This is a genomic window from Streptomyces sp. NPDC024632, assembly GCF_055559175.1.
Map to the genome: position 1 here is coordinate 51,928 of NZ_JBVHLD010000014.1, position 21,394 is coordinate 73,321.

Annotated in this window: 13 protein-coding genes and 1 pseudogene; 8 read left to right on the forward strand and 6 right to left on the reverse strand. The window is 70.9% G+C overall.

From position 1 onward, the window contains the following. Positions 1-81: 81 nt before the first annotated feature. From ACZ37P_RS26890 to ACZ37P_RS26905, 4 genes are read right to left on the reverse strand one after another with little or no spacing between them, the layout of a single operon-like run. Positions 82-696: a GTP-binding protein gene (locus ACZ37P_RS26890; protein WP_401723706.1), complete on the reverse strand. Its 615-nt coding sequence runs from the start codon at positions 694-696 to the stop codon at positions 82-84. Further along, positions 683-1,123, reverse strand: a complete 441-nt coding sequence (locus tag ACZ37P_RS26895) for a DUF742 domain-containing protein (protein WP_188280651.1) — start codon at positions 1,121-1,123, stop codon at positions 683-685. The genes ACZ37P_RS26890 and ACZ37P_RS26895 overlap by 14 nt, the downstream gene beginning before the upstream one ends. A 36-nt stretch (positions 1,124-1,159) precedes the next feature. Beyond that, a complete protein-coding gene (locus ACZ37P_RS26900) occupies positions 1,160-1,651 on the reverse strand; it encodes a roadblock/LC7 domain-containing protein (protein ID WP_355344344.1) in 492 nt (163 codons plus the stop codon). Further along, positions 1,648-4,302 (reverse strand): sensor histidine kinase, encoded by a 2,655-nt coding sequence (locus tag ACZ37P_RS26905; RefSeq protein ID WP_467349009.1) that lies wholly within the window; start codon positions 4,300-4,302, stop codon positions 1,648-1,650. The genes ACZ37P_RS26900 and ACZ37P_RS26905 overlap by 4 nt, the downstream gene beginning before the upstream one ends. 432 nt (positions 4,303-4,734) lie before the next feature. Here ACZ37P_RS26905 and ACZ37P_RS26910 point away from each other — a divergent pair, with 432 nt between their 5' ends. The 4 genes and pseudogenes from ACZ37P_RS26910 to ACZ37P_RS26925 form a co-directional block, all read left to right on the forward strand. Beyond that, entirely contained in the window at positions 4,735-5,706 is a 972-nt protein-coding gene (locus tag ACZ37P_RS26910) for an ABC transporter substrate-binding protein (protein ID WP_391044472.1), read from the forward strand. A 99-nt stretch (positions 5,707-5,805) separates the two neighbouring features. After that, entirely contained in the window at positions 5,806-7,500 is a 1,695-nt protein-coding gene (locus ACZ37P_RS26915) for an aromatic amino acid ammonia-lyase (protein WP_467349010.1), read from the forward strand. Positions 7,501-7,666: 166 nt separating this feature from the next. Continuing rightward, a complete protein-coding gene (locus ACZ37P_RS26920; RefSeq protein ID WP_467349011.1) occupies positions 7,667-9,169 on the forward strand; it encodes an IMP dehydrogenase in 1,503 nt (500 codons plus the stop codon). Positions 9,170-9,363: 194 nt separating this feature from the next. Next, positions 9,364-11,106: pseudogene (locus tag ACZ37P_RS26925) on the forward strand (AAA family ATPase); the annotation flags it as partial. Between the two features lie 251 nt (positions 11,107-11,357). On the opposite strand, the gene ACZ37P_RS26930 reads toward ACZ37P_RS26925, so the two are convergent. Together ACZ37P_RS26930 and ACZ37P_RS26935 are read right to left on the reverse strand one after the other, a co-directional pair. Continuing rightward, a complete protein-coding gene (locus ACZ37P_RS26930) occupies positions 11,358-12,617 on the reverse strand; it encodes a hypothetical protein (RefSeq protein ID WP_467349013.1) in 1,260 nt (419 codons plus the stop codon). Next, positions 12,614-13,852, reverse strand: coding sequence for a DUF4032 domain-containing protein (locus tag ACZ37P_RS26935; RefSeq protein ID WP_391044476.1), 1,239 nt, complete (start codon positions 13,850-13,852; stop codon positions 12,614-12,616). The genes ACZ37P_RS26930 and ACZ37P_RS26935 overlap by 4 nt, the downstream gene beginning before the upstream one ends. Before the next feature lie 176 nt (positions 13,853-14,028). On the opposite strand from ACZ37P_RS26935, the gene ACZ37P_RS26940 reads away from it, so the two are divergent. From ACZ37P_RS26940 to ACZ37P_RS26955, 4 genes are all read left to right on the forward strand, one after another. After that, a complete protein-coding gene (locus ACZ37P_RS26940; RefSeq protein ID WP_467349015.1) occupies positions 14,029-15,750 on the forward strand; it encodes a hypothetical protein in 1,722 nt (573 codons plus the stop codon). A 368-nt stretch (positions 15,751-16,118) separates the two neighbouring features. Next, positions 16,119-17,651 carry an MFS transporter gene (locus ACZ37P_RS26945; protein ID WP_467349016.1) on the forward strand — a complete coding sequence of 511 codons (1,533 nt, stop codon included), beginning with the start codon at positions 16,119-16,121 and terminating at the stop codon, positions 17,649-17,651. A gap of 781 nt (positions 17,652-18,432) precedes the next feature. Further along, positions 18,433-19,791: a TrpB-like pyridoxal phosphate-dependent enzyme gene (locus ACZ37P_RS26950; protein WP_188281833.1), complete on the forward strand. Its 1,359-nt coding sequence runs from the start codon at positions 18,433-18,435 to the stop codon at positions 19,789-19,791. After that, positions 19,788-21,392 (forward strand): aldehyde dehydrogenase family protein, encoded by a 1,605-nt coding sequence (locus ACZ37P_RS26955; RefSeq protein WP_355344320.1) that lies wholly within the window; start codon positions 19,788-19,790, stop codon positions 21,390-21,392. The genes ACZ37P_RS26950 and ACZ37P_RS26955 overlap by 4 nt, the downstream gene beginning before the upstream one ends. Positions 21,393-21,394 lie beyond the last annotated feature (2 nt).

Genomic DNA, 21,394 nt, shown 5'->3' on the forward strand with positions numbered 1-21,394 from the left:
CCGGGCAGCGCGAAGGAGCAGGGGGAAGCCACGCGGGAGCGGTGGGGGAACGGTCGGGGGCCGTACGGCAACGGCCCCCGCTCAGCCCTCCGCGCGCGCCAGCGCCAACTCCAGGACGACCAGCAGCGCGTCCCGTACCGAACCGCGCTCGCGCGCGTCGAAGGTGAACACCGGCACCTGCTCGGCGATGTCCAGCGCCCAGCGCACCTCGTCCATGGCGTGCTCGACGTGCCCGTCGAAAGCGTTGACGGCGACGGCGAACGGGATCGCCTTGTGCTCGAAGTAGTCGACGGCGGCGTAGCAGTCGTCGAGCCGCCGGGTGTCGACGATGACGAGCCCGCCGAGCGCGCCCTCCACCAGGTCGTCCCACATGAAGCCGAAACGGTCCTGCCCCGGCGTGCCGAACAGGTACAGCTTCAGCGACGCGTCGATCGTGATGCAGCCGAAGTCCATGGCGACCGTGGTGGTCGTCTTGTGCGGTGTGTGGCTGAGGTCGTCCACGCCCGCGGCGACCTCGGTGATGGCCGCTTCCGTGGTCAGCGGCCTGATCTCGGAGATCGACCCGACGGTGGTGGTCTTGCCGACACCGAAGCCGCCCGCGATCACCATCTTCACCGGCAGCGGCGGCCGGACGGCGGTCGGCAGCCCTGAGTCGGTCCTGCGGGCGCCCCGGCCCGCCGGCTCACTCGGTGTCACGTAATGCCCCCCTGGAGTCGGGGATGGTGCGGAGCCCATCGATAACCCTTCGCAGTACGGAGATGTCCTGGGCGATGTCGGAGCTGGGAACGTAGACCGACAGATGGCCGCCGGACTGGAGGTCCTCGGCCAGCACGCGGACCACGTTCAGATGCAGGCGGAGCTTGGCCGCGATCTCCGCCAGCGACTGCGGCACGCGGCAGAGCGCGACGATGTCGTGCTCCTCGAAGGAGAGCCCGTCGAGCGCCCCGACACCGGCCGCGGTCGTCACCACCTGGGTCTCGACCGGGATCGGCGGTCCCGACCTGGTGCCGGCCACCCGGCCCGCGGTGACCAGGAACGGCCGTACCGCGGGTGCCCGGCCGACCGGGTCGTCGGCGGAGCCCGTACGGGACCCCTCGCCGACTGGCGTGTCACCGGCCGCCATGTGCCTGCCTCCTCCTTCTGCTCTCCTCGCTTTTCGCTAGTCCCAGGACCGGCCGCGCGGGGACGGAACGGCGACGCTGTTCTTGAGTTCGAGGACGAGCTGCGGGCTGAGGGCGGCGCCCGCGCGGTTGGCGAAGACCGTCATCTCGTAGGCGATGTTGCCGAGCTTGGCTTCCTTGGAGGTGACGACGCCGAGCACCGCGCCGCTGCCGATCGCGGAGACCAGCACATGGCCGTCCTCCAGATCGATGATCACCTTGTTGAGGCCGCCGAGACCGTAGTTGCCCGCCGCGCCCGCCGCCAGGCTCGTGATGCCGGAGACGATGGCCGCCAGCCGCTCGGAGTCGGCCGCGTCGCGCAGTTGCGAGACGGCGATGAGCAGGCCGTCCGAGGATACGGCGATGGCGTCTACCACGCCCGCGGTCTCGGTGGCGAAACGGTTCAGCAGCCAGGTGAAGTCGGCTGCGGCGGCGCGCAGATCGGCGGGCGGGTCCTGTCCGGCCGGGGTCCCACCTGTCGGCGATGTCACTGGTCCGCTCCTTCCGGAAGCCCTGCTTGGCTGTTCGTCGTACCGGGTGCCGTGCCGCTCGCGACGTCACGGTTGGCCCGCTCCACTGCGGCCTCGAACTCGTCGAGTTCCGAGCGGACTTCTTCTGCGTCTGTCTGACGGGGGGCCCGGCGCGCGGCCGCGCGTCCCGCGTCGGTCAGTGTGGTGGCGAGCGTGGCACCGCGCACCCGGCGGCGCAGCGGACGGGCGCCGCCGTCCTCGCCGTCGCTCGGGGGCCGGTCCTGCTCGGAGTGGGGGGCGGTGGGTCCGCCCGCCGCGGGCGCCGGGGCGGCCGGGGTCTCCTCGGCCGCCTGGCGCTGCGGGACGCGGCGGGGGAGCGGGGTCAGGCCGTCGCGGCCGTCGCCCGGTCCGCCGGTGCCGCCGGGTTCGCCCGGTCCGGCTGATCCTGATCCGTCGCGTCCGTCGTCGCGTCCTGCCGCCGGTTCCGGCGCGCGCGGCGCGGGCACCGGGGCGGGGCCCGCGGGTGTCGTGGGGGAGCCTGCCGCGGGCGTACCGGCCCACGACGGCGCGGTACGGCGTTCGGGCAGCGCGACCGTCTCCTCGGCCTCGACGTGGCGGGGAGCCGCGGCGGCCTCCCGCGCGCCGCCGACGGCCTTGGCGGCCGGAGCCGCCCCCTCGGCGACGGGCTCCGCGAACGGGCTCATGAGCAGCAGCAGCGTCGCCGGGATCGTCACCCGGCTGGTGACACCGCCGCCGGGCGTCCGCGTCAGCGTGACCCGTATGCCCCAGCGCCGGGCCAGGCTGCCGACCACGAACAGGCCGAGCACCTTCGTCGGCACCAGGTCGAGGCGCTCGCGGCGGATCAGCCGGGCGTTCTCCTCCGCCAGCCGCTCCGCGCTCATGCCCAGGCCGTGGTCGGTGATCTCGATCAGCGCGCCCTCGGCGCCGTCGCGCACCGACACCTCGACGGGGCTGCGCGCCGGGGAGAACGCCACGGCGTTCTCCAGGAGTTCGGCCAGCATCAGCGTCAGGTCGGCGATGATGTCGGGCGCGACCGTGACGTCGGTGTCCGCGAGCAGCGAGACCCGCTGGTAGCCCTCGATCTGGCCGAGCGCGGCGCGTACGACGTTGGTCAGCGCGGTGGGGCTGGCGTCCAGGCCCGCCTCGCGGATACCGGCGAGCAGCATCAGGCTGTCGGCGTTGCGCTGGAGGCGTACGGCCAGGTGGTCGATCCGGTACAGCCGGTCGAGCAGCGCGGGGTCGGTCTCGCCGCGCTCCAGGGCGTCGATCAGGGTGAGTTGACGGGCCGTCAGGTTGCTGACGCGGCGGCCGACGTTGCCGAACATCTCGGCCACGTTGCGGCGGCTGAGCACCTGGCGTTCCAGCAGCGCCGCCGCGGTGGACTGCACGCGGTTGAACGCCTCGGCCAGGTCGCCGATCTCGTCGTGCGCGGTGACCGGCACCTCCTGGAGGCGCGGCGCCCCCGCGAAGTCCGCGTCGTCGTCGGCGACCCGGGCCAGTTCCTGCCCGGCCACCTCGGCGACCTCCGTCGCGGCCCCGGTCAGCACCTGCACCGGCCGGATCACCGAGCGGCGTACGGCCACGGAGAAGGCCAGCCACAGCACGAACGCCAGCAGTGCGCCGCCGAGCAGCCACGCGGCCCGCCACCAGGCGTCGTCGGACGCCCGGTCGGCGCGGTGCGCGATCTGGTCGATCAGCGATCCGGTGATCTTCAGCCGGGTCTGCGCCTGCTTCTGGTAGTCCGGGTAGGACTTGAGGGCCTTGGTGAAGGCCGCCCGCACCTGCGCGGGGCCGCTGGCCTCCAGCGCGCTCGGGTCGATCTGGAGGCCCGCGTACTGGAGCGCGATGCCGTTCCAGACCGGGTTCATCTCGATCCCGGCCAGCTCCGTGCGCTGCGCGTCGCTGGCGAACCGCCCGAAGCGGCTGGCCTGGGAGACGTAGAGCTGCTGGTAGCCGACCGCGTTGTTGAACTCGATCAGCGCGTTGGTGTCACCGGTCTGCGCGGAGAAGACGCTGGTCTCGAAGGAGGCGTGCGCGGCCTCCGCGCGCAGCAGCGAGTCCAGCATGCTGCCGGTGCGGGTCGAGCTGAGGTTCTTGTTCAGATCCAGGCCGAGGCCGTCGATCAGGCCGTCCACGGTCGCGGTGTACGCCGGGTCGATGTTGTCCGCGGGCAGATAGCTCTGCTCGATGGTGCTCCGCAGGCTGCCGAGGCCGTTGATCTCCTTGAGGACCTGGGCCTCCGCGGCGGGCAGCCGCGATCCGAAGGTGGCGCGTACGTTCTCCACCTGCGCGTCCACGGCCGTGCGCGCCTGCCGGTAGGCGACCAGCGACGGGCGCTTGCCCGAGGTGGCCGATTCGTAGCGCACGGACAGCAGCAGAGCCTGCTGGTGCTCGGTCTCGACCAGGTCGACGAGTTCGGCGACCTGGCGGCTGTCGCGGACGAGCTGCGCGGCCGAGGCCGCGTCCTGGGCCTGGCCGACGAGGCCGGTGATCACGTAGGCGAGCAGCATCGCGACCACGACAAGCGGAACGCCGACGAGGACGTTGAGCTTGCGCCGGAACGGCCAGCGGTCGGCGAAGTTCCGTACCCCGCCCCTGACGTGTGGCTCCGGGTCAGGACGTGCCGACCCGTCCACCTCGTGCACGGACACCAAGCCTCCTCCGGAACCGCTTACCGGCTCGCCGACAACCGGACACGACGACAGTGGCGCAAAATGAACGCTTCTGTACGTAACCGGAATGAAGTGACCGGATACTCCCCGCGGTTGTCCGAGCACCTGACCAACGTCGGGGAGACTACCTCCTCTTGACCACGACTACCTGACCACACCATCAATAATTTGTTACGGACACGACCGTACGGAACGGGAATCACCGACCAATCCACCGGTGTTCAGACATCGATGCCGATCGGTGATCAGGCTGCTCTTGACTGACGCGGAAGCGGCTGGATTGGATCGCTGGGTAGCACTCGCAACCGCACGTGTGTGCGTACTCGACGTACGTCCGCGTGTGTGGGTGCGCCTACGCCACGAGTACGCCCGATCAGAGACCGAAACTCCCCGAGCCCGGAAGCGGAAATCGTGACCTCTCACGTGAAGAGCACCTGGTCCAGCCCGAGCCACATACGCCGCCTCGCGGCGGTCGCCGTCGTCGCCGCCGTCGCGGCGCCCCTGCTCGCGGGTTGTGGTGACTCCGGCTCCGACAAGGCCAAGGACCCGCTGGCCGGGTCGAAGGCGAGCGGCGACACCGTGGTCGTCGGCTCCAACAACTTCCCCGAGAGCATCCTCATCGCCGACATCTACGGCGAGGCCCTGAAGGCCAAGGGGATCAAGGTCAGCTACAAGCCGAACATCGGCAGCCGGGAGACCACCTACGGCCTGCTGAAGAACGGTTCGCTGACCGTACTGCCGGAGTTCAACGGCGCACTTCTGGCATACCTGGACGCCAAGGCCACGCCCAAGACGGCCCAGGCCACCAACGAGGCGGCACTCGCCAAGCTCGACCCGAAGCTGACGCTGCTCGACATGGCACCGGCCGAGGACAAGGACTCCCTGACGGTCAACGCGGCCACCGCGGCGAAGTACAAGCTGACCGAGAAGTCCACCATCGCGGACCTGGCGAAGTACGGCTCCGAGATCACCATCGGCGCCTCGCCCGAGTTCCAGACCCGGCAGCAGGGCCTGGTCGGCCTGAAGTCGGTCTACAACCTCACGCCGAAGTCGTTCAAGGCGCTCGACGCGGGCGGTCCGCTGACCGCGGCGGCGCTCAAGAACAACAATGTGCAGGCCGCCGACGTCTTCACCACGGACCCGACCATCGAGAAGGAGAAGTTCGTCGTCCTCCAGGACCCGGAGAACCTCTTCGGCTTCGAGAACGTGATCCCGCTGGTCTACAAGAGCGGTCTGTCCAAGGAGGGCGTCGCCGCGCTCAACGCGGTGTCGGCGAAGCTCGACACGGCGGCCCTGCTCAGCCTGGACACCCAGGTGCAGAGCGACAACAAGGACCCGCTGGAGGTCGCCAAGACCTGGCTGACCTCCGTCGGCCTCGGCTGACCGCGGCAGCGGGACCGATACAGCGCAGTGGGTACAGCCTCTGATTCCGAGACGCCGACGCACCGCACGACGGCACCCTCCGCCGAGGAGGGGGCCTTCGTGGTGCTCGACGGCGCCGGCCTGGACGCCGACGCCGTGACGCGGATCGCGGACCGGACGGCCGTACCCACCGTGCCGCCCGAGGCGCTGGCCCGCGCGGACCGCTCCTGGCGGGCCGCGCGGCAGGCCGCCGCCGCGGGCCGGATGTACGGGCGGCACACCGGCGTCGGCGCGAACCGGCTCGTGCCGGTCAGCGACGAGGACCAGGCGGGACAGGACCTGCGGCTGCTGCGCAGCCACGCGGGCGGGGTCGGGGCGCTGCTCCCGGCCCGCCAGGTGCGTGCCGCGCTCGCCGTCCGCGCCAACCAGGCGCTGGCGGGCGGCTCCGCGCTCCAACCGGCCGTCGTGCAGGCCCTGGTGGAGGCGCTGCGGCTCGGTGTGCACCCGGCGGTCAGCGAGTACGGGGCAGTCGGCACCGGGGATCTGACCGCGCTCGCCGAGACCGGTCTCGCGCTGATCGGCGAACGGCCGTGGCTGCACGAGGACTTGGGGCGGCAGCCGGATCCCGCGGACGCCTTCCGCGAGGGGCCGTGGCCGTCGCCGTCGCCGCAGTCCTCGCCGTCGCCGTTCTCGCCGCAGTCCACGCCGTCGCCCTCGCGGGCACCTTCGCCGTCGCCTTCGCCGTCGTCCGGTCCGTCGCCCGACGGTGAAGTGCCGCCGTCCGCCGGTGGGTTGGACCCGGCCGCCGCGCTCGACCCGGCCGCGGTGCCCGCGCCCTTCCCCGGCCGCGTCACCCTCCAGCAGGGCGACGCGCTCGCGCTGATGAGCAGCAGCGCCTTCACCCTCGGGCAGGCCGCGCTGGTCTGCCACGACCTGGACATCCTGCTGCGCGCCTCGCACGCCGTGACGGCCCTCTCGCTCGCCGCCGTCTCCGGCTCGCTCGAGGCGTACGCGGCGCCCGCCCTCGCCATCCGCCCCTATCCGGGCGCGCTGCACGCCGGGGCCGAGGTCCGCAGACTGCTCGGCGTCCCCGACCGGCCGCGCGCCACCGGCCGCCGCATCCAGGACCCGTACGGCTTCCGGGCCTTCCCGCAGGTGCACGGCCCGGCGCTGGAGGCGGCCTGGGCACTGCGCCGGATTCTGGACGTCGAGGTCAACTGCCCCTCGGAGAACCCGCTGATCGGCGAGGAGGGACCGGACGGCGGGCCGGTCGCGTACCACCACGGCGGTTTCATGGCCACGCCCGTCGGGCTCGCGCTCGACCACCTCTGCCTCGCCGTACTTCAGACCGCGCAGCTGTCCGCCGCGCGGCTGACCGCCTTCGGCGACCCCGAGATCACCGGCCTGCGCTCCTACCTCGCCGGGGGCTCGGCGGCCAGCTCGGGCATGATGATCCTGGAGTACAGCGCCAATTCCGCCCTCGCGGAGATACGCGCCAGCGCCGTACCGGCCTCGGCCGGGCACGCGGTGCTCTCGCGCGGGGTCGAGGAGGCCGCGAGCTTCGCCTCCCAGGCCACCCGGCAGGCGCTGCGCGCCGTGGACGCCTACCGGCTCGTGCTCGCCTGCGAACTCGTGGCCGCCGTACGGGCGTTGCGGCTGCACCCGGCGCTTCCCGCGCTGTCGGCGGGCGCCGGTACCCACGCGCCGGTCTTCGCCGTCCTGGACTCCGCGCTGCCGACGGCCACCGAGGACCGGGCGCTGACCCCCGACGTGTCGCTCGCGGTGGACCTGCTGCCGGAGCTGGCGGCGCTCTGACGTCCGCCGCCGGGAGCGGGCGGAAGCGGCGGCGCTCTGACATCCGCCGCCAGGAGCGCGCGGAGGCGGCGGCGCTCTGACATCCGCCGCCGGGACCCGCGGAAGGCGACTGACCTGCGGCAGGGCGCCGCGCGGCGGACGGGCGGCGCCTGTAGAGTCCGGGTGCATGGCTCAGATCATCGAAGGGGTCTCGCGCACCTTCAACGAGTTCCTGCTGCTGCCCAACCGGACGCGGACGGACTGTTCGCCGGAGGCGGTGGACCTGCGGACGCCCCTGGTCCGGCACGCGCGGGACGAGCCGTCGCCGATCGAGCTGCGGACCCCGTTCACGTCCGCGATGATGCAGTCGGTGAGCTCTCCTGAGCTGGCCATCGCGCTCGCGCGCGACGGCGGGCTGAGCTTCCTGCACCACAACCGGCCGGTGGCCGACCAGGTCGCGGACGTCCGCGCGGTGAAGAACTTCAAGGCCGGATTCGTGGTCAGCGACACCAACGTACGGCCGCAGGACCCGCTGGGCCGCCTGCGGGAGCTGATGCGGACCACCGGTCACAGCACGGCCGCCGTCACCCACGACGGCACCGGCACCGGGCGGCTGCTGGGCCTGGTGACCTCCCGCGACTTCCACCCGCAGCGCCACCGGTCCGACGAGCCGGTCTCCAGCCGGATGGTCCCGGTCGACGTCCTCGCGTGCGCGACCGACGACATCACCTTGTCGCAGGCCAACTCCCGGCTGTGGGACGAGCGTCTGGACTGCCTGCCGGTGGTCGACGCCGAGGGCTTCCTGCGCTACCTGGTCTTCCGCTCCGACTACTCGGACAACAAGCGCTTCCCCCACCAACTGGTCGACCAGGACAAGAGGTTGCGGGTCGGCGCGGGCGTCAACACGCACGACTACCGCGAGCGCGTCCCGCGACTGGCCGAGGCCGGGGCCGACGTGCTCTGCTTCGACTCCTCCGACGGCTTCAGCGACTGGCAGGCCCAGGCGATCGCGTGGTCGAAGGAGCACTTCCCGCGGATCCCGGTCGGCGGCGGCAACGTCGTGGACGGCGAGGGCTTCCGCTTCCTCGCCGAGGCGGGCGCCGACTTCGTCAAGGTCGGCGTCGGCGGCGGTTCTATCTGCATCACCCGCGACCAGAAGGGCATCGGCCGCGGCCAGGCCAGCGCCGTCCTCGACGTCGCCGCGGCCCGCGACGCCTTCGCCGAGCGGACCGGCCAGTACGTGCCGATCTGCTCCGACGGCGGCCTGGTGCACGACTACCACATGTCCCTGGCCCTCGCGATGGGCGCCGACTTCGTCATGATGGGCCGCTACTTCGCCCGCTTCGACCAGGCACCCGGCGCCAAGCTCCCCACCCGCGACGGCTTCGTCAAGGAGTACTGGGGCGAGGGCTCAAGCCGCGCCCGCAACTGGCAGCGCTACGAACAGGGCGGCCAGGGCCTGGTCTTCGAAGAGGGCGTGGACGGTTACGTCCCCTACGCGGGCGACCTCAGCGAAGGTCTCGCCGTCACCGTCGCCAAAATGAAGGCCACCATGGTCTCCTGCGGCGCCCTGACCGTCCGCGACTTCCAGGCCACCGCCCGCCTCACCGTCGTCTCCGAACAGAGCTTCCAGGAAAGCCACGCCACGGTCGCCCTCCGCGACCCCACCGACTCCTTCGACCGCGCCTGACGCTCGCGCGGTTGCGCCCGCGCCGGTCCGGAATGGCTGGTACCGGGTGCTCGGCCGGCCGTCGGACGGATAATCGCGGTGAGGGGGCAGCGATGATGGACGAGACGTGGCAGGCCGACCCGCGACATCCGCACCTGGAGCGTACTCGTCCGGATCCCGGCTCCGGCCTCCCGCGCTGGACCGCAGGCGACGCTATGCCGAGCCGGGACAATGACGGCCGTCCGTTCGCGGCAGGCCGTTCTGACCCGGGACCTGAGCGTCAGCACTTCCTGGAAGTCCTGGAACCAGACCATTTCCTCGGCCGCGAGCAGGATTTGGCACATCTCGACAATCTCTATGCTGCCTCCCTGGCCCACGCCGGACGCACGATCGCGCTGAGCGGCCCTGCGGGGAGCGGCAAGACCACACTCGCCGCTGCGTGGCTGCGCCGCCATGCCGACGCCTTCCCCGACGGCACCTTGTACGTGGACTTATGCGGCCATCAGCGCGGCCGCGAAGTCGAGCCGCCTGAAACTCTGGACCGACTGCTACGAGCTCTCGGATTCACGCCGGTGCCCTCCGAGCCCGCTGAACGAGCCCGGTTGTGGCGCTCGGTGACCCGTACACGGCGTCTTGTCGTCATGCTCGACAACGCGGGCCATTCCCGCCAGGTCGGTCCTCTGCTGTCCGGCCCCGGCGGCACCGTGGTCATGGTGGCCGGTCGCAATCGGCTGACCGAACTCGCGGCCGAGGGAGTCGCCTTCCACCAGTTGGGACCGCTCGAACCCGCAGCCGCCATGAAGCTGTTGGTGCGAGGCATGGGCCTCAGCGGCCAGCGCAGGGCAGAGCGCGAACCCGCGGCCGCACGGCAGGTGATCTCCTTGAGCGCCTGCTTGCCGCTGAACGTCTGCCTCGCGTCCGCCAGGTTGGCGTCGAGCCCGGTCCTGAGCATCAGCGAGGTGGTCGGAACCTTGGTCCAACAGGAGGCGGAGCCGGCCGCGGAATCGGCTGTCCCGTATGCGACATGGGCCTTCCTCGACGCGTCGTACAGGAGCCTGTCCCACGACGTGGCCCTTGCCTACCGCTGCCTCGGTCTGTCACCGGTGCAGGAATTCGACGAAAGCGTGCTGGCTGCGGCCTGCGACATCTCGGTCGCGGACGCCGCGCGCCGCCTCGACGTCCTGGTGGGGATGTACCTGGTCCAGGCTGCCGGGGGCGGCCGCTACCGACTCCACGACACGGTGCTGCCTCATGCCCGGAGGCACGCCGAATCGGAGTCGAGCCCGGTTGAGCGGAGCAAATCGGTCCGCCGCGTGCTCGACCTCTACCTCGCGACGGCCAGGACAGCAGAGCTTCTGCTCTGCCCTGGCCGACGCGTCCTGTGGAGGGACGACGAAGGCCTGCTGGCCACCACTCACTTCGCCGATTCCACGGATGCGGTGAGGTGGCTCAAGCATGGGCTCGGCCATCTCATGGCGCTGTTGCGCGCGGCGGACGACGCCGGCCGGCATGCCCTGGTCTGGCAGTTGGTGGATGCGATGTGGCCTGCCTTCCTGCGGCTGCGACCGCAGGATCTGTGGCTGGAAGCACACCGGCTTGGGCTGGCGGCGGCCCGGCGGGCCGGTCACCGGGAGGGCGTCTCCAGAATGCTCACCTCCGGCGGTGTGGCCCTTCGGAACAGCGGCCGTTTGGAGGAGTCAGCCGCGTGGTACGGCACGGCGCTGACCATGGCGATGAAAGACCGCGACCTATGGACGGAGGCCCAGGCACTCAACGGGATTGGCACGGCGCGGCTGCTCGACGGGCAGGTGGACGATGCTCGCAGTTTCCTGGGCCGGGCACTGACGCTGCGCGAGCGGATCGGCTACAAGCGCGGTGCCGCGCTGACCAGGATCAGCCTGGGCAACGCCGCCCGGGAGGAAGGCCGTCACGTCGAGGCGGCCGGTCTCTTCCAACACGCGTACGCCGCGCTGGTGGATGAGGGAGACCTCTACGACGCTGCACGGGCACAGGCGTTCCTGGGCCGCACCTATGCCGACATCGACCGCGCGGCGGAAGCCGAGCGGCAGTTGCTTCTGGCGCAGCACCGCTTCCACACTCTAGGGGCCGCCCCTTGGGAGGCGCGGGTGTGGGAAATGCTGGGAGAGATCACTGAACGGCATGCCGACGCCATGGCCGCACGACGCCACTACCAGTGTTCGTACAGCATCTATGAGCGGATGAGCCCGGACGACGCGGAACGGCTGGGGCGCAGGCTCAGCCGACTCAGGGCCGCCGGCAGTGGCAAGGGGCGTCGGGACGGTTCGGGCGGACCGTCGGGCGCGCCGAGCCCGAGGAGTTGGTAGGCCAACCGGCGGAAGTTCGCGTCGAAGCGGCCGGGCTCCGATGTGATGCGCTCGACGACGGATGCGTACCGCTGGCTGTCGTGTCCTGACGAGGGCGCGGCCAGCAGCTCGGCCAGTTGTTCGGCCGGTGGACGGGCCGGGTCCAACAGGGGAACGACACGGGCCAGTTCCGCCGCAGGTGACCTCGGATTGACGTAGGCGTGAGGGAAGTGCGAGAGCGCGATGGGGACGCCTGCCGCGGCTCCGTACACGGACACCGAGCCATGGTCACCGATGAGCAGATCCGCGGCTATGAGCAGTTGCCGCCAATCGGCCTCCGGAGCGATCACCTCGATCCCGGGGTTCCGGTCGGCGGCGAGTCGACCGTCGAGACGCCGGCCGTCCGGTCCTTCCCAGACGTTGGGATGGATCAGGACCGCGATCTTCACCTCCGGCGGAAGCACTCCACGTCGCAGCCGCGCGAGCAGGGCTCGCAGGTGGTCCACCGTCGGTCCGGGCCGCCAGGTGGCGTTGACGACGACGAGCCGGTGGTGTGAACGCAGCCCGAGCGCGCGGCGGTACGCGGCACGCAAAGGCAGGCTGTCCTTGATCCGGTCGAAGAACGGATCGCCCACGACCTTGGCGAAGGGCAATGCCTCCGGACACCAGCGTGCCAGGTCCTGTCGGTCTCGCTCGTGGGCCAGCACCACCGCGCGTGACGTGACTCGGCCGTCCCACATCAGGTGATCACGGCTCAGCCCCGGTACTGCCCGCTGCCCCGAAGGATCCCTGGAGCGCGCCAGCTTGATGTGTGATGCTCCGTGCGGCAGCCGGACCACAGGAGCGCGTACCTGCTCGATACCACGGGAACCGGCGGAGAGCGCGAGGTCGAAGGGCGTACGCACTGCCTCCTCCCAGGGAATCGACGCGCGGCCCGTCGCGCGGACGAAGCGTGTGGCTCCCGCGTCGAACTCGTGCGGCGCGACGCTGAGGACGAGCCGGATTCTCGGATCGGACTCCAGCAAAGGCAACAGATCCGCCAGCCGCTGCCCGTACACCAGGGTGTGCACGGCGACGAGGACTCTTCTGGTGCACGGTGTGTGCGGGCCGACGGCCAGTTTCTTGTCCTGCGAGGTCGGGCTCACTCGCCGTCCGTCGGCAGCGCCGGGTCGGGGAGGTGGGGGAGGACTTCGGTGGTGTAGCTCTCGACCGTGGCGTCGAGGCCCACGTCGCGCTGGGCGCGCTCGGAGAGGTACCAGCGGTGTTCGAGGAGTTCGTGGTAGACCTGCGCCGGGTCGACGCGGGCGCGCAGGTCCTGGGGGACGGAGCGGACGGCGGGGCGGAAGACGTCGCGCAGCCAGCGGTGGGCGAGGACTTCGGGGCGGGCGGCGGGCAGGCCGTCGGCGGGGGCGTGGTCGTCCTGGGTGGCCATCCAGGACTCCAGGTCGTTGAGGAGGCTGCGGGCCTGGTTCTCCTCGGTGTCGAGGCCGGTCAGGCGCAGGAGTTGGCGCTGGTGGTGGCCCGCGTCGACGACCTTGGGCAGGAAGGTCACGGTGTCGCCCCCGGGTGAGCGCTCGATCTGCATCTCGGCGACGTCGAAGCCGAGGTCGTTCAGGCGGCGGATTCTGCGGTCGATGTAGTGCCGCTTGCTGGCCGGGTAGACGGACTCGCGGGTCAGCTCGTGCCACAGGTCGGCGTAGCGGCGGACGATCGCCTCGCCGAACGGGACCGGGTCGACCGAGGGGTGCAGGGAGCCGCCCGCTTCGAGGTCCATCAGCTCGCCCGCGATGTTCACCCGGGCCAGCTCGATGTCGTACTCCCGCTGCCCGCGCGTGAGTTCGGGCTGGATCTGCCCCGTCTCGGCGTCCACCAGGTAGGCGGCGTACGCGCCCGCGTCACGGCGGAAGAGCGTGTTGGACAGCGAACAGTCGCCCCAGGCGAAACCGACCAGGTGGAGCCGTACGAGGAGGACGGCGAGCGCGTCCAGCAGGCGGTTGACGGTGTCGGGGCGCATCGTCGTCTCGAACATCGAGCGGTACGGCAGCGAGCCGTTCAGGTGCCGGGTGATGAGCGCGGGCTCCAGCGGGGTGCCGTCGGCGGCGGCCCGGCCGGTCACCACCGCGATCGGGTCCACGGCCGGTATCGCGAGCCGGTCGAGGTCGCGCAGCAGCCCGTACTCGCGCACGGCCGCCCACTCGCTGACCTCCTTGATCGCCACGACCTCGTCCCCGGCCCGCGCGAAGCGCACGACGTGCCGGGAGATGCCGCGCGGCAGCGCGACCAGTGAGGTGTCCGGCCACTCCTCCAGCGGCAGGTTCCACTCCAGGTCGAGCAGCGCCGACGGGTGCTCCGCGTCGGTGGCGGTGATCTGCAACGGCATGGTGTGCGCCTCTCGCTTCCTTGTCCGGTCCGGCCGTCCCCGATGCTGCCATGCCCCGCCGGGGAGGCGGTGGCGCCCACCCGGCCATACTCGGTATACATACTCAGTATGCATACCGAGTATGGCCTTTCCCGGCCGACCCGCTGTCCCCGCCGCTTCCGGGGAAGGCGTCCGCTATGAGTGATGTGTCGGTCGTTCAGCCCGCGGTGCTGCCGCGGCCCACGCAGCGGACAGGACAGGTACGGCCGGCCCCACGACGCAGGCGCTGGCCGGTCCCGGCGGTGGCGGTCGCCTGCGCGGCGCCGCTGTACGCGCTCTGGGCGTGGCTGCTGGCCACGGGCGGCGGCGACCTCGCGGCCCAGGTCGCGTGGGCCGGTTTCGCGGGGCGGCATCCGGGCACGCCGTACAACCTCGCCTGGTACGGCGGCATGCACACGATGGACTACAGCGTGCTCACCCCGCCGCTGATGGCGTACGCCGGGGTCCGGGCCGTCTCGGTCGCGGCCGGTCTGGCGGCGACGTGGGCGATGGCCGTGCTCTTCGTCCGCTCCGGCGTGCGGCGGCCGATGGTCCCGGCGCTGCTGGGCGCCGTGTGCCAGTGGTGCGACGTGGCCTCGGGGCGTACGACCTTCGCGGTCGGCGCGGCCTTCGGGCTGCTGGCGCTGTGCCGGGTGCGACGGGCGCCGGACCGCTGGGCGGGCGCCGCGGTCCTCGCGGCGCTCACGGCGATGTCCAGCCCGGTCGCCGCCCTCTTCTTGTGGGTCGCGGGCGCGGGTCTGCTGGCGGCGGGCCGCCGCGCCGCCGCGCTCGCCCTGGCGGCGCCGCCGGTGCTGGTGCTGGGCGCGGTGTACGTGCTCTTCCCCTTCCAGGGCGAGCAGTTGATGAGCGCCGACGCGGCGGTCTGCCCGCTGGTGACCTCCCTGGCGCTGGCCCTGGCCGCGCCGCGGTCCTGGCGCACGGTCCGGGCGGGCGCGGTCGCGTACGCGCTCGGCACGGCGCTCACCGCCTGCGTGGCCTCGCCCGTCGGCACCAACGTCGAGCGGTTGGCCGGGATCGCCGGACTGCCGCTGCTGGCCGCCGCGCTGATGGAACGCGTGGCCCGACGCCCGCGCGGCGGCTCGTACGTGCGCCTGGACCGGGGCCCGACCCGTACGGCCGCCCGCGCCCCCGTGCTCGGCGCGGTCCTCGTCGTCGTGCTGACCGGCGCGCTCGGTCACAACGGCTACGCGCTGGCCGCCAAGACCGGCAGGGAACTGCGCATGTCCACCGCCGTCCCCGACTGGGCCTCGCACACCGAGGGGGTGACCCGCGCGCTGCGCGGACTGCGCGCCGAGCGGCACCGTATCGAGGTCGTTCCGGCCCGCGATCACCGCGAGTCGACGCTCTTCGCCGACGTCGTCCAGATCGCCCGCGGCTGGAACCGTCAACTCGACGTGAAGAGGGACCGGTTGTTCTACGGCGGGACGCTGCCGGACGGGACGCTTCCGGCCGCCGCCTACCGCCGCTGGCTCGACGACTGGGCGGTGGCGTATGTCGTGCTGCCCCACGGCGACATGGGCGGTCCCGGCGCGGCGGAGGCCGCGCTGCTCGCGCCCGCCGCCCGCCCCGACTGGCTGCGGCCGGTCTGGCGGGACCCGTACTGGACGGTCTTCGCGGTGGAGCGCCCGGTGCCGCTGGCCTCGGCGCCCGCGCGCGTGCTGCGGGCGGGTGAGGCCGACGTGACGGTCCGGCTGCCGAAGGCCGGGAGCACCGTCGTCCGCGTCGCCTGGTCGCCCTGGTTCCGGGTGACCGGCGGATGCGTGAGCCGCGCGGGCCGCTGGACGCGGATCACCGCGCCGTCCGCCGGCGACTACCGCCTATACAGCATATACAGTCGCGCTAAAAGGAGTTGCGGATAAAAAAGACGCTGTCTTTGCGAACCCGCGCGCATATGCCGACACCCGACGGACATCTTCGTGCGGGTGCGCGCGAGCATGTGTAGGGTATACGTTGTACACATGCTCAACCATGCCCCATGGGGCAATTGACGGCACCGGCACCGACCGCGATCATCGGCCAGCACCCTGGATCGGCCTGTCCGCCGACGCGGGGCGCCTCGGCAGCGGTGCTTCCACCACGGCATGGTCACCATCCATAGTCAGCAGCCAGATTCGCCGGATACGGCGACTTTCCACACTCTGGAGTCGGCATGACCGAAACGCCCCACCCCCCCGCTGCTTTAAGGTGGTGGACCCTGGCAGTGGTATCCGTCGGCACATTCATGCTGATGCTGGACCTGAGTGTGGTCTCGGTCGCCCTGCCCGGCATTCATGATTCACTGCACGCCAGCTTCAGCGGTATGCAGTGGGTGTTCGACGCGTATGCGCTGACGCTCGCGGCTTTCCTCGTGACCGCCGGATCGGTGGCGGACAGGACCGGCCGCAAGCGGCTCTTCCTGATCGGCCTGATCATCTTCACCGCGGCTTCTCTCGCCTGCGGACTGGCCGGGGATATCGGGGTATTGAATGTCAGCCGCGGAGTCCAGGGTGTCGGCGCGGCCATCATGTTCGCCGTGGGCCCCGCTCTGCTCGGTCATGAGTTCCGCGGCAAGGAACGCGCCACCGCGTTCAGCGCGTTCGGCGCCGCGGTGGGTCTCGCCGTCGCCACGGGACCGCTGATCGGCGGCGCGCTGACCAATGGCCCCGGTTGGCGCTGGATCTTCTATCTGAATGTGCCGGTCGGCCTGATCACCGTCCTGATCGCGATGCGCCAGGTCCGTGAATCGCGGCTGCCCAGCGCCGCCGCCCCCGACTTCGTCGGCATGGTCTCCTTCACGCTCTCGCTGGCCGCCCTGGTGCTGGCCATCATCCGCGGCAACACCGACGGCTGGTTCTCCGGCAGCAACATCGCGCTGTACGCGGTGGCCGCGGTGTGCCTGGCGGTCTTCCTCGCGGTCGCGCGCTCCCGCGGCGAGCAGGCGATGTTCGACACCCAGCTCTTCCGCAACCGCACCTTCCTCGGCCTGTCCGCGACGACCTTCCTGGCCAACGCCGCGGGTCTGCCGCCGATCTTCCTGGTCACGACGTATTTGCAGAGCGTCGAGGGCGCTTCCGCCTGGTCCGCCGGCCTGCGCTTCCTGCCGCTGACGCTGGCGATGTTCTTCTTCGGCGCGCTGGCCGGCGGGCTCACCGGCAAGGTGCCGTTCCGGGTCATCATGGCCACCTCCCAATTCGCCCTGGGCATCGGCCTGTTGCTCATCCACCTCAGCGGCGCGGGCGACAGTTGGACCTCGCTCATCCCCGCCCTGGTGGTCATCGGCCTGGCCTTCGGCCTGTTCAACCCGACCCGCGCGGCGCTCGCCATCGGTGTCGCGGAACCGGCCAAGGCCGGTGTCGCCTCAGGTATCAGCGAGACGTTCCAGCAGGTGGGAACGGCTCTGGGCATCGCGGTCGCGGGCGCGTTCTTCGAGAACCACGTCACCAGCGCCTTCAAGGCGTCCGACGCCGCGGCCACGCTCACCAGCGCCCAGAGCGACAAGATCGCCAACGGGATCAGCGCGGGCAGCATCGACGAGGCCGCGCACTCGGCGGGCCCCGGCCTGGCCGACAAGGTGCTGGCCGCCGGGCGCGACGCGTTCACCACCGGCTTCCACGACGCCATGACCCTGTGCGCCGTGTTCGCCTTCGTCGCCGCGGTGATCGCCGCGCTGACGCTGCGCCACAAGGACCTGCACGAGAGCGCGTTGACCGGCATCCTGCCCGAGCTGCCGGAAGAGGGCGGGGAGTCCGTCCGCGAGACGGCGCCGGCCGGACAGCGCTGACGGAACCCGCCGGGCGGCACTGACCCGGCTCAGGAGGACGGTGCCGGGCGGCACTGACCCGGCTCAGGAGAACCGCCCGCGGCGCCGTACGACAGGCGTCCGCACGGCGAGCGTGACAGTGGCGGCGGGCCCGCGGAAGCGGCCCGCCGCCACTGTCGTTGTCGCCGGGCTTCACAGGAATTCACTTTGACCGATCTGGTCAGTAATGCGACGGCGTCCCGGTGACCAGCCCATTGTGACTCCCGCAGGGGAAATGCGCTGGTCACCGGGATGAGTTCCGGTCATCGGGACGCGTTCCAGTATGGTATTGCCATCGGAACTGCCGGACGCTAGGCTGTCAAACAATTCCAGTACTGATACGGGGGTATGCGAGTGCTGGCACGAGAATATTCGAGGTCCGACACCTGGTCGGCCTCTCATGCACGGTTGATCGACCCCGCACCACCAGGCCGTACGGCCGGTGACGTCCGGACATCCCGTCCCTCCGTGCCTTCGGGCACGAATCCACGGGAACAGCAATCCGTGATCTCGCACAACTCGTGACTTCGGCTGGAGCCTGACGCGCCGCCGAGGCACTGAGTAATCGTTGTGCCGAGGCACGACTCCACCGCGCTTCACCGTTCCTCCCGCCGAGATTTTTCGCACCCAAAAGCCCAATGCCTGACTTTGTCATGCCGGAAATCAATTCCCCACGAGGGTGCCGGCCCGGTCAGGCATGCGCAGGTCCGTACGAGTGTCACTGCATTTCGTCAGCAACCACGCTCTTAAGGGGACGCAAGGTATGAAGCCGCTCGGCTTAATCGACCGTGTCGATCTTCCGGTCGATAAGATTCCCACCCGTTGGTACAACGTCATCCCGGATCTGCCCCGCTTGCCCGAGGAGTACATCGACAACTCCACCGGCAAGAAGGTCACGCGGGAGTGGCTGGAGCGGCTGTTCGTCAAGTCGATGGCCGCGCAGGAGACCTCGCTGGAGCGCTGGATCACGATCCCCGAGCCGGTACGCGAGGCGTACAAGCTCTGGCGGCCGACCCCGCTGATCCGCGCCGTCGCGCTGGAGCGGGAACTGGGCACTCCGGCCCAGATCTGGTTCAAGTACGAGGCCACCTCGCCCAGCGGCAGCCACAAGCTCAACTCCGCCCTCGCGCAGGCGTACTACGCCAAGCGCGACGGCCACACCCGGCTGGTCACCGACACCGGCGCCGGCCAGTGGGGCAGCGCCCTGGCCATCGCCTGCCAGATCTTCGGCCTCGACCTCACGGTCTTCATGGTGCGGGCGAGCTACCACACCAAGCCGTACCGCCGGAATCTGATGGAGACCTACGGCGCCGAGGTGCGGCCCAGCCCCGGCGACACCACGGACTACGGCCGCAAGCTCCTCGCGGAGTACCCCGACCACCCCGGCAGCGAGGCCACCGCGGTCAGCGAGGCGCTGGAGTGCGTCGACGCCGACGAGGGCACCCGCTTCGCGGTCGGCGCCTTCTCCAACCACTGCCTGCTGCACCACTCGGTGATCGGCCTGGAGCTGAAGGAACAGCTCAGGATGATCGGCCGCACCCCCGACTACCTGATCGCCTCGGTCGGTTGCGGGTCCAACCTCAGCGGCTTCGCCTCGCCCTTCGTCGAGGACAAGCTCAACGGCGCCGACATCACCATCCTGGCCGCCGAGCCGGAGGCGTGCGCGCCGCTGACCTACGGCGAGTACCGGCTGGACTTCGCCGACTCCAACGGCCGCGGCCCCGGTGTGCACACCTACACCCTCGGCCACGAGTTCGTGCCGCCGCCCATCCACGCGGGCGGCCTGCGCTACCACGGTTGCGCCCCGATCGTGGGTCTCATGCGGCACGAGGGGCTGCTCGACGCCGAGGCGTACGGGCAGGTGTCCGTCTTCGACGCGGGCACCACGTTCGCGAAGCTCCAGGGCTACCTCCCGGCCCCCGAGACCTCGCACGCCATCCGGGCCGTCATCGACAAGGCCCTGGAGTGCAAGCGGACCGGGCGCGAGGCCACCATCGTGTTCAACTACAGCGGCCACGGCCTGCTGGACCTGGGCGCGTACGGCCGGTACAACGAGGGCCTGCTGCGCGACGTCGAGAAGGAAGACTTCGTCGCCCCCAGCATGGAGGGCCTCCAGGCATGAGGTCCTACCCTCAGTACATCGACGGCAAGGACGTCGAGGGTGCTCGATGGACGTACGTCCTGCGCGCCTCGGCGTACCTGAAGGAGAACCGCCCGACGTTCAACCTCAAGCGGGCGCTGGAACTCGGGCGGCCCGTGGAGTCGACCGAGGCCGTGGTGGCCCGGTGCGCGGTGGGCGCCCCCGAGGACAACGACCGGGCGCTGGAAGCGGCCCGCAGGGCGAGCCGGACCTTCCGGCTCCTCCCGCAGGAGACCCGCAGTCAGATCGTCCTGGAGTTCAACGAGACGCTGGCCGAACGGTCAGAGGAACTCATCGACATCCTGATCGCCGAGGGGCACCCGCGCCGGCTCGCCCAGTGGGAAGTCAGCGGCATGCTGCGCTGCTGCGACGAGCCGACGGTCCGCTGGTACGAGAGCCAGCTCCACCAGGAGTTCGCGCCGCAGGGCCGCACGCTGGAACTGGTGCGCAAGCCCGACGGCGTGGTGTGCGTCAACCCCCCGCAGAACGCGGCGGGTTCGAACTCCACGCTGGGCGTGCTCGCCCTCCTGGCGGGCAACACGCTGGTGGTGAAGGCGCCGCGCACCACGCCGCTGAGCGTGATGTTCGTCTACCGCGACATCCTCGCGCCGATCCTGGAGAAGCACGGCGCCCCTCCGGGGACGCTCAATGTGATCTGCGGTCACACCGAGGCCGTGCTGCGGACCTGGCTCGCCAGCCCGCTGGTGGACGACATCCTGTTCTTCGGCGACAGCGCCGCGGGCCTCAAGCTCGGCGAGGACTGTCTGCGCAACGGCAAGAAGGCGATCCTGGAACTCGCGGGCAACGACGGCTTCGTGGTCTGGAAGGACGCGGATCTCGAAGCCGCCGCGCGGGCCCTGGAGGAGTCGTTCTACGGCTCCAGCCAGATCTGCATGGTGCCGAAGTACGCGATCGTGCACCCCGAGGTCGCCGACCGCTTCCTCGAGGTGTTCGTGGAGCGCGCCAAGGCCATCGTGCCCGGCTACCCGGAGAACCCGGAGATCCTGCTCAGCCCGGTACTGAAGGTCGACGGCTTCTTCGACTTCCTGTCCGAGGCCGAGACCAAGGGCGCGTCCGTGCTCTGCGGCGGCACGCGCGTGGACGTCGACGGCGAGACATCGAGCACCGGGATGTTCTGCCTGCCGACGGTGGTCAGGGTCGACGGACTCACCGAGTCGCGGGACCTGTCCTGCGTACGCGAGGAGACCTTCTTCCCGCTGCTGCCGGTCGTGGTGCCCGAGGCGACCACGGACGACGACGCGCTGCTGGAAGACATCATCGACTTCCTCAACGCCAACAAGTACGGGCTGCGCAACTCGGTGTGGACCGGCGACGAGCAGACCGCTCACCGGTTCGCCGACGGCGTGACCAACGGCGGCCTGCTGAAGGTCAACGACTCGCACATCGGGTTCAACTCCATCCTCTCCACCCACGGTGGCAACGGCCTCACCGGCGGACCGTACGGAGAGCTGAACTACGCGGGACTGCGCACCACGCACCTCCAGGGCATTTCGTGGGGTGACGGTGATCCGCGTCCGCTGGACTCGCAGATCGTCCCGGCCGGCGAAAGGGCGCGGAGCTAAGA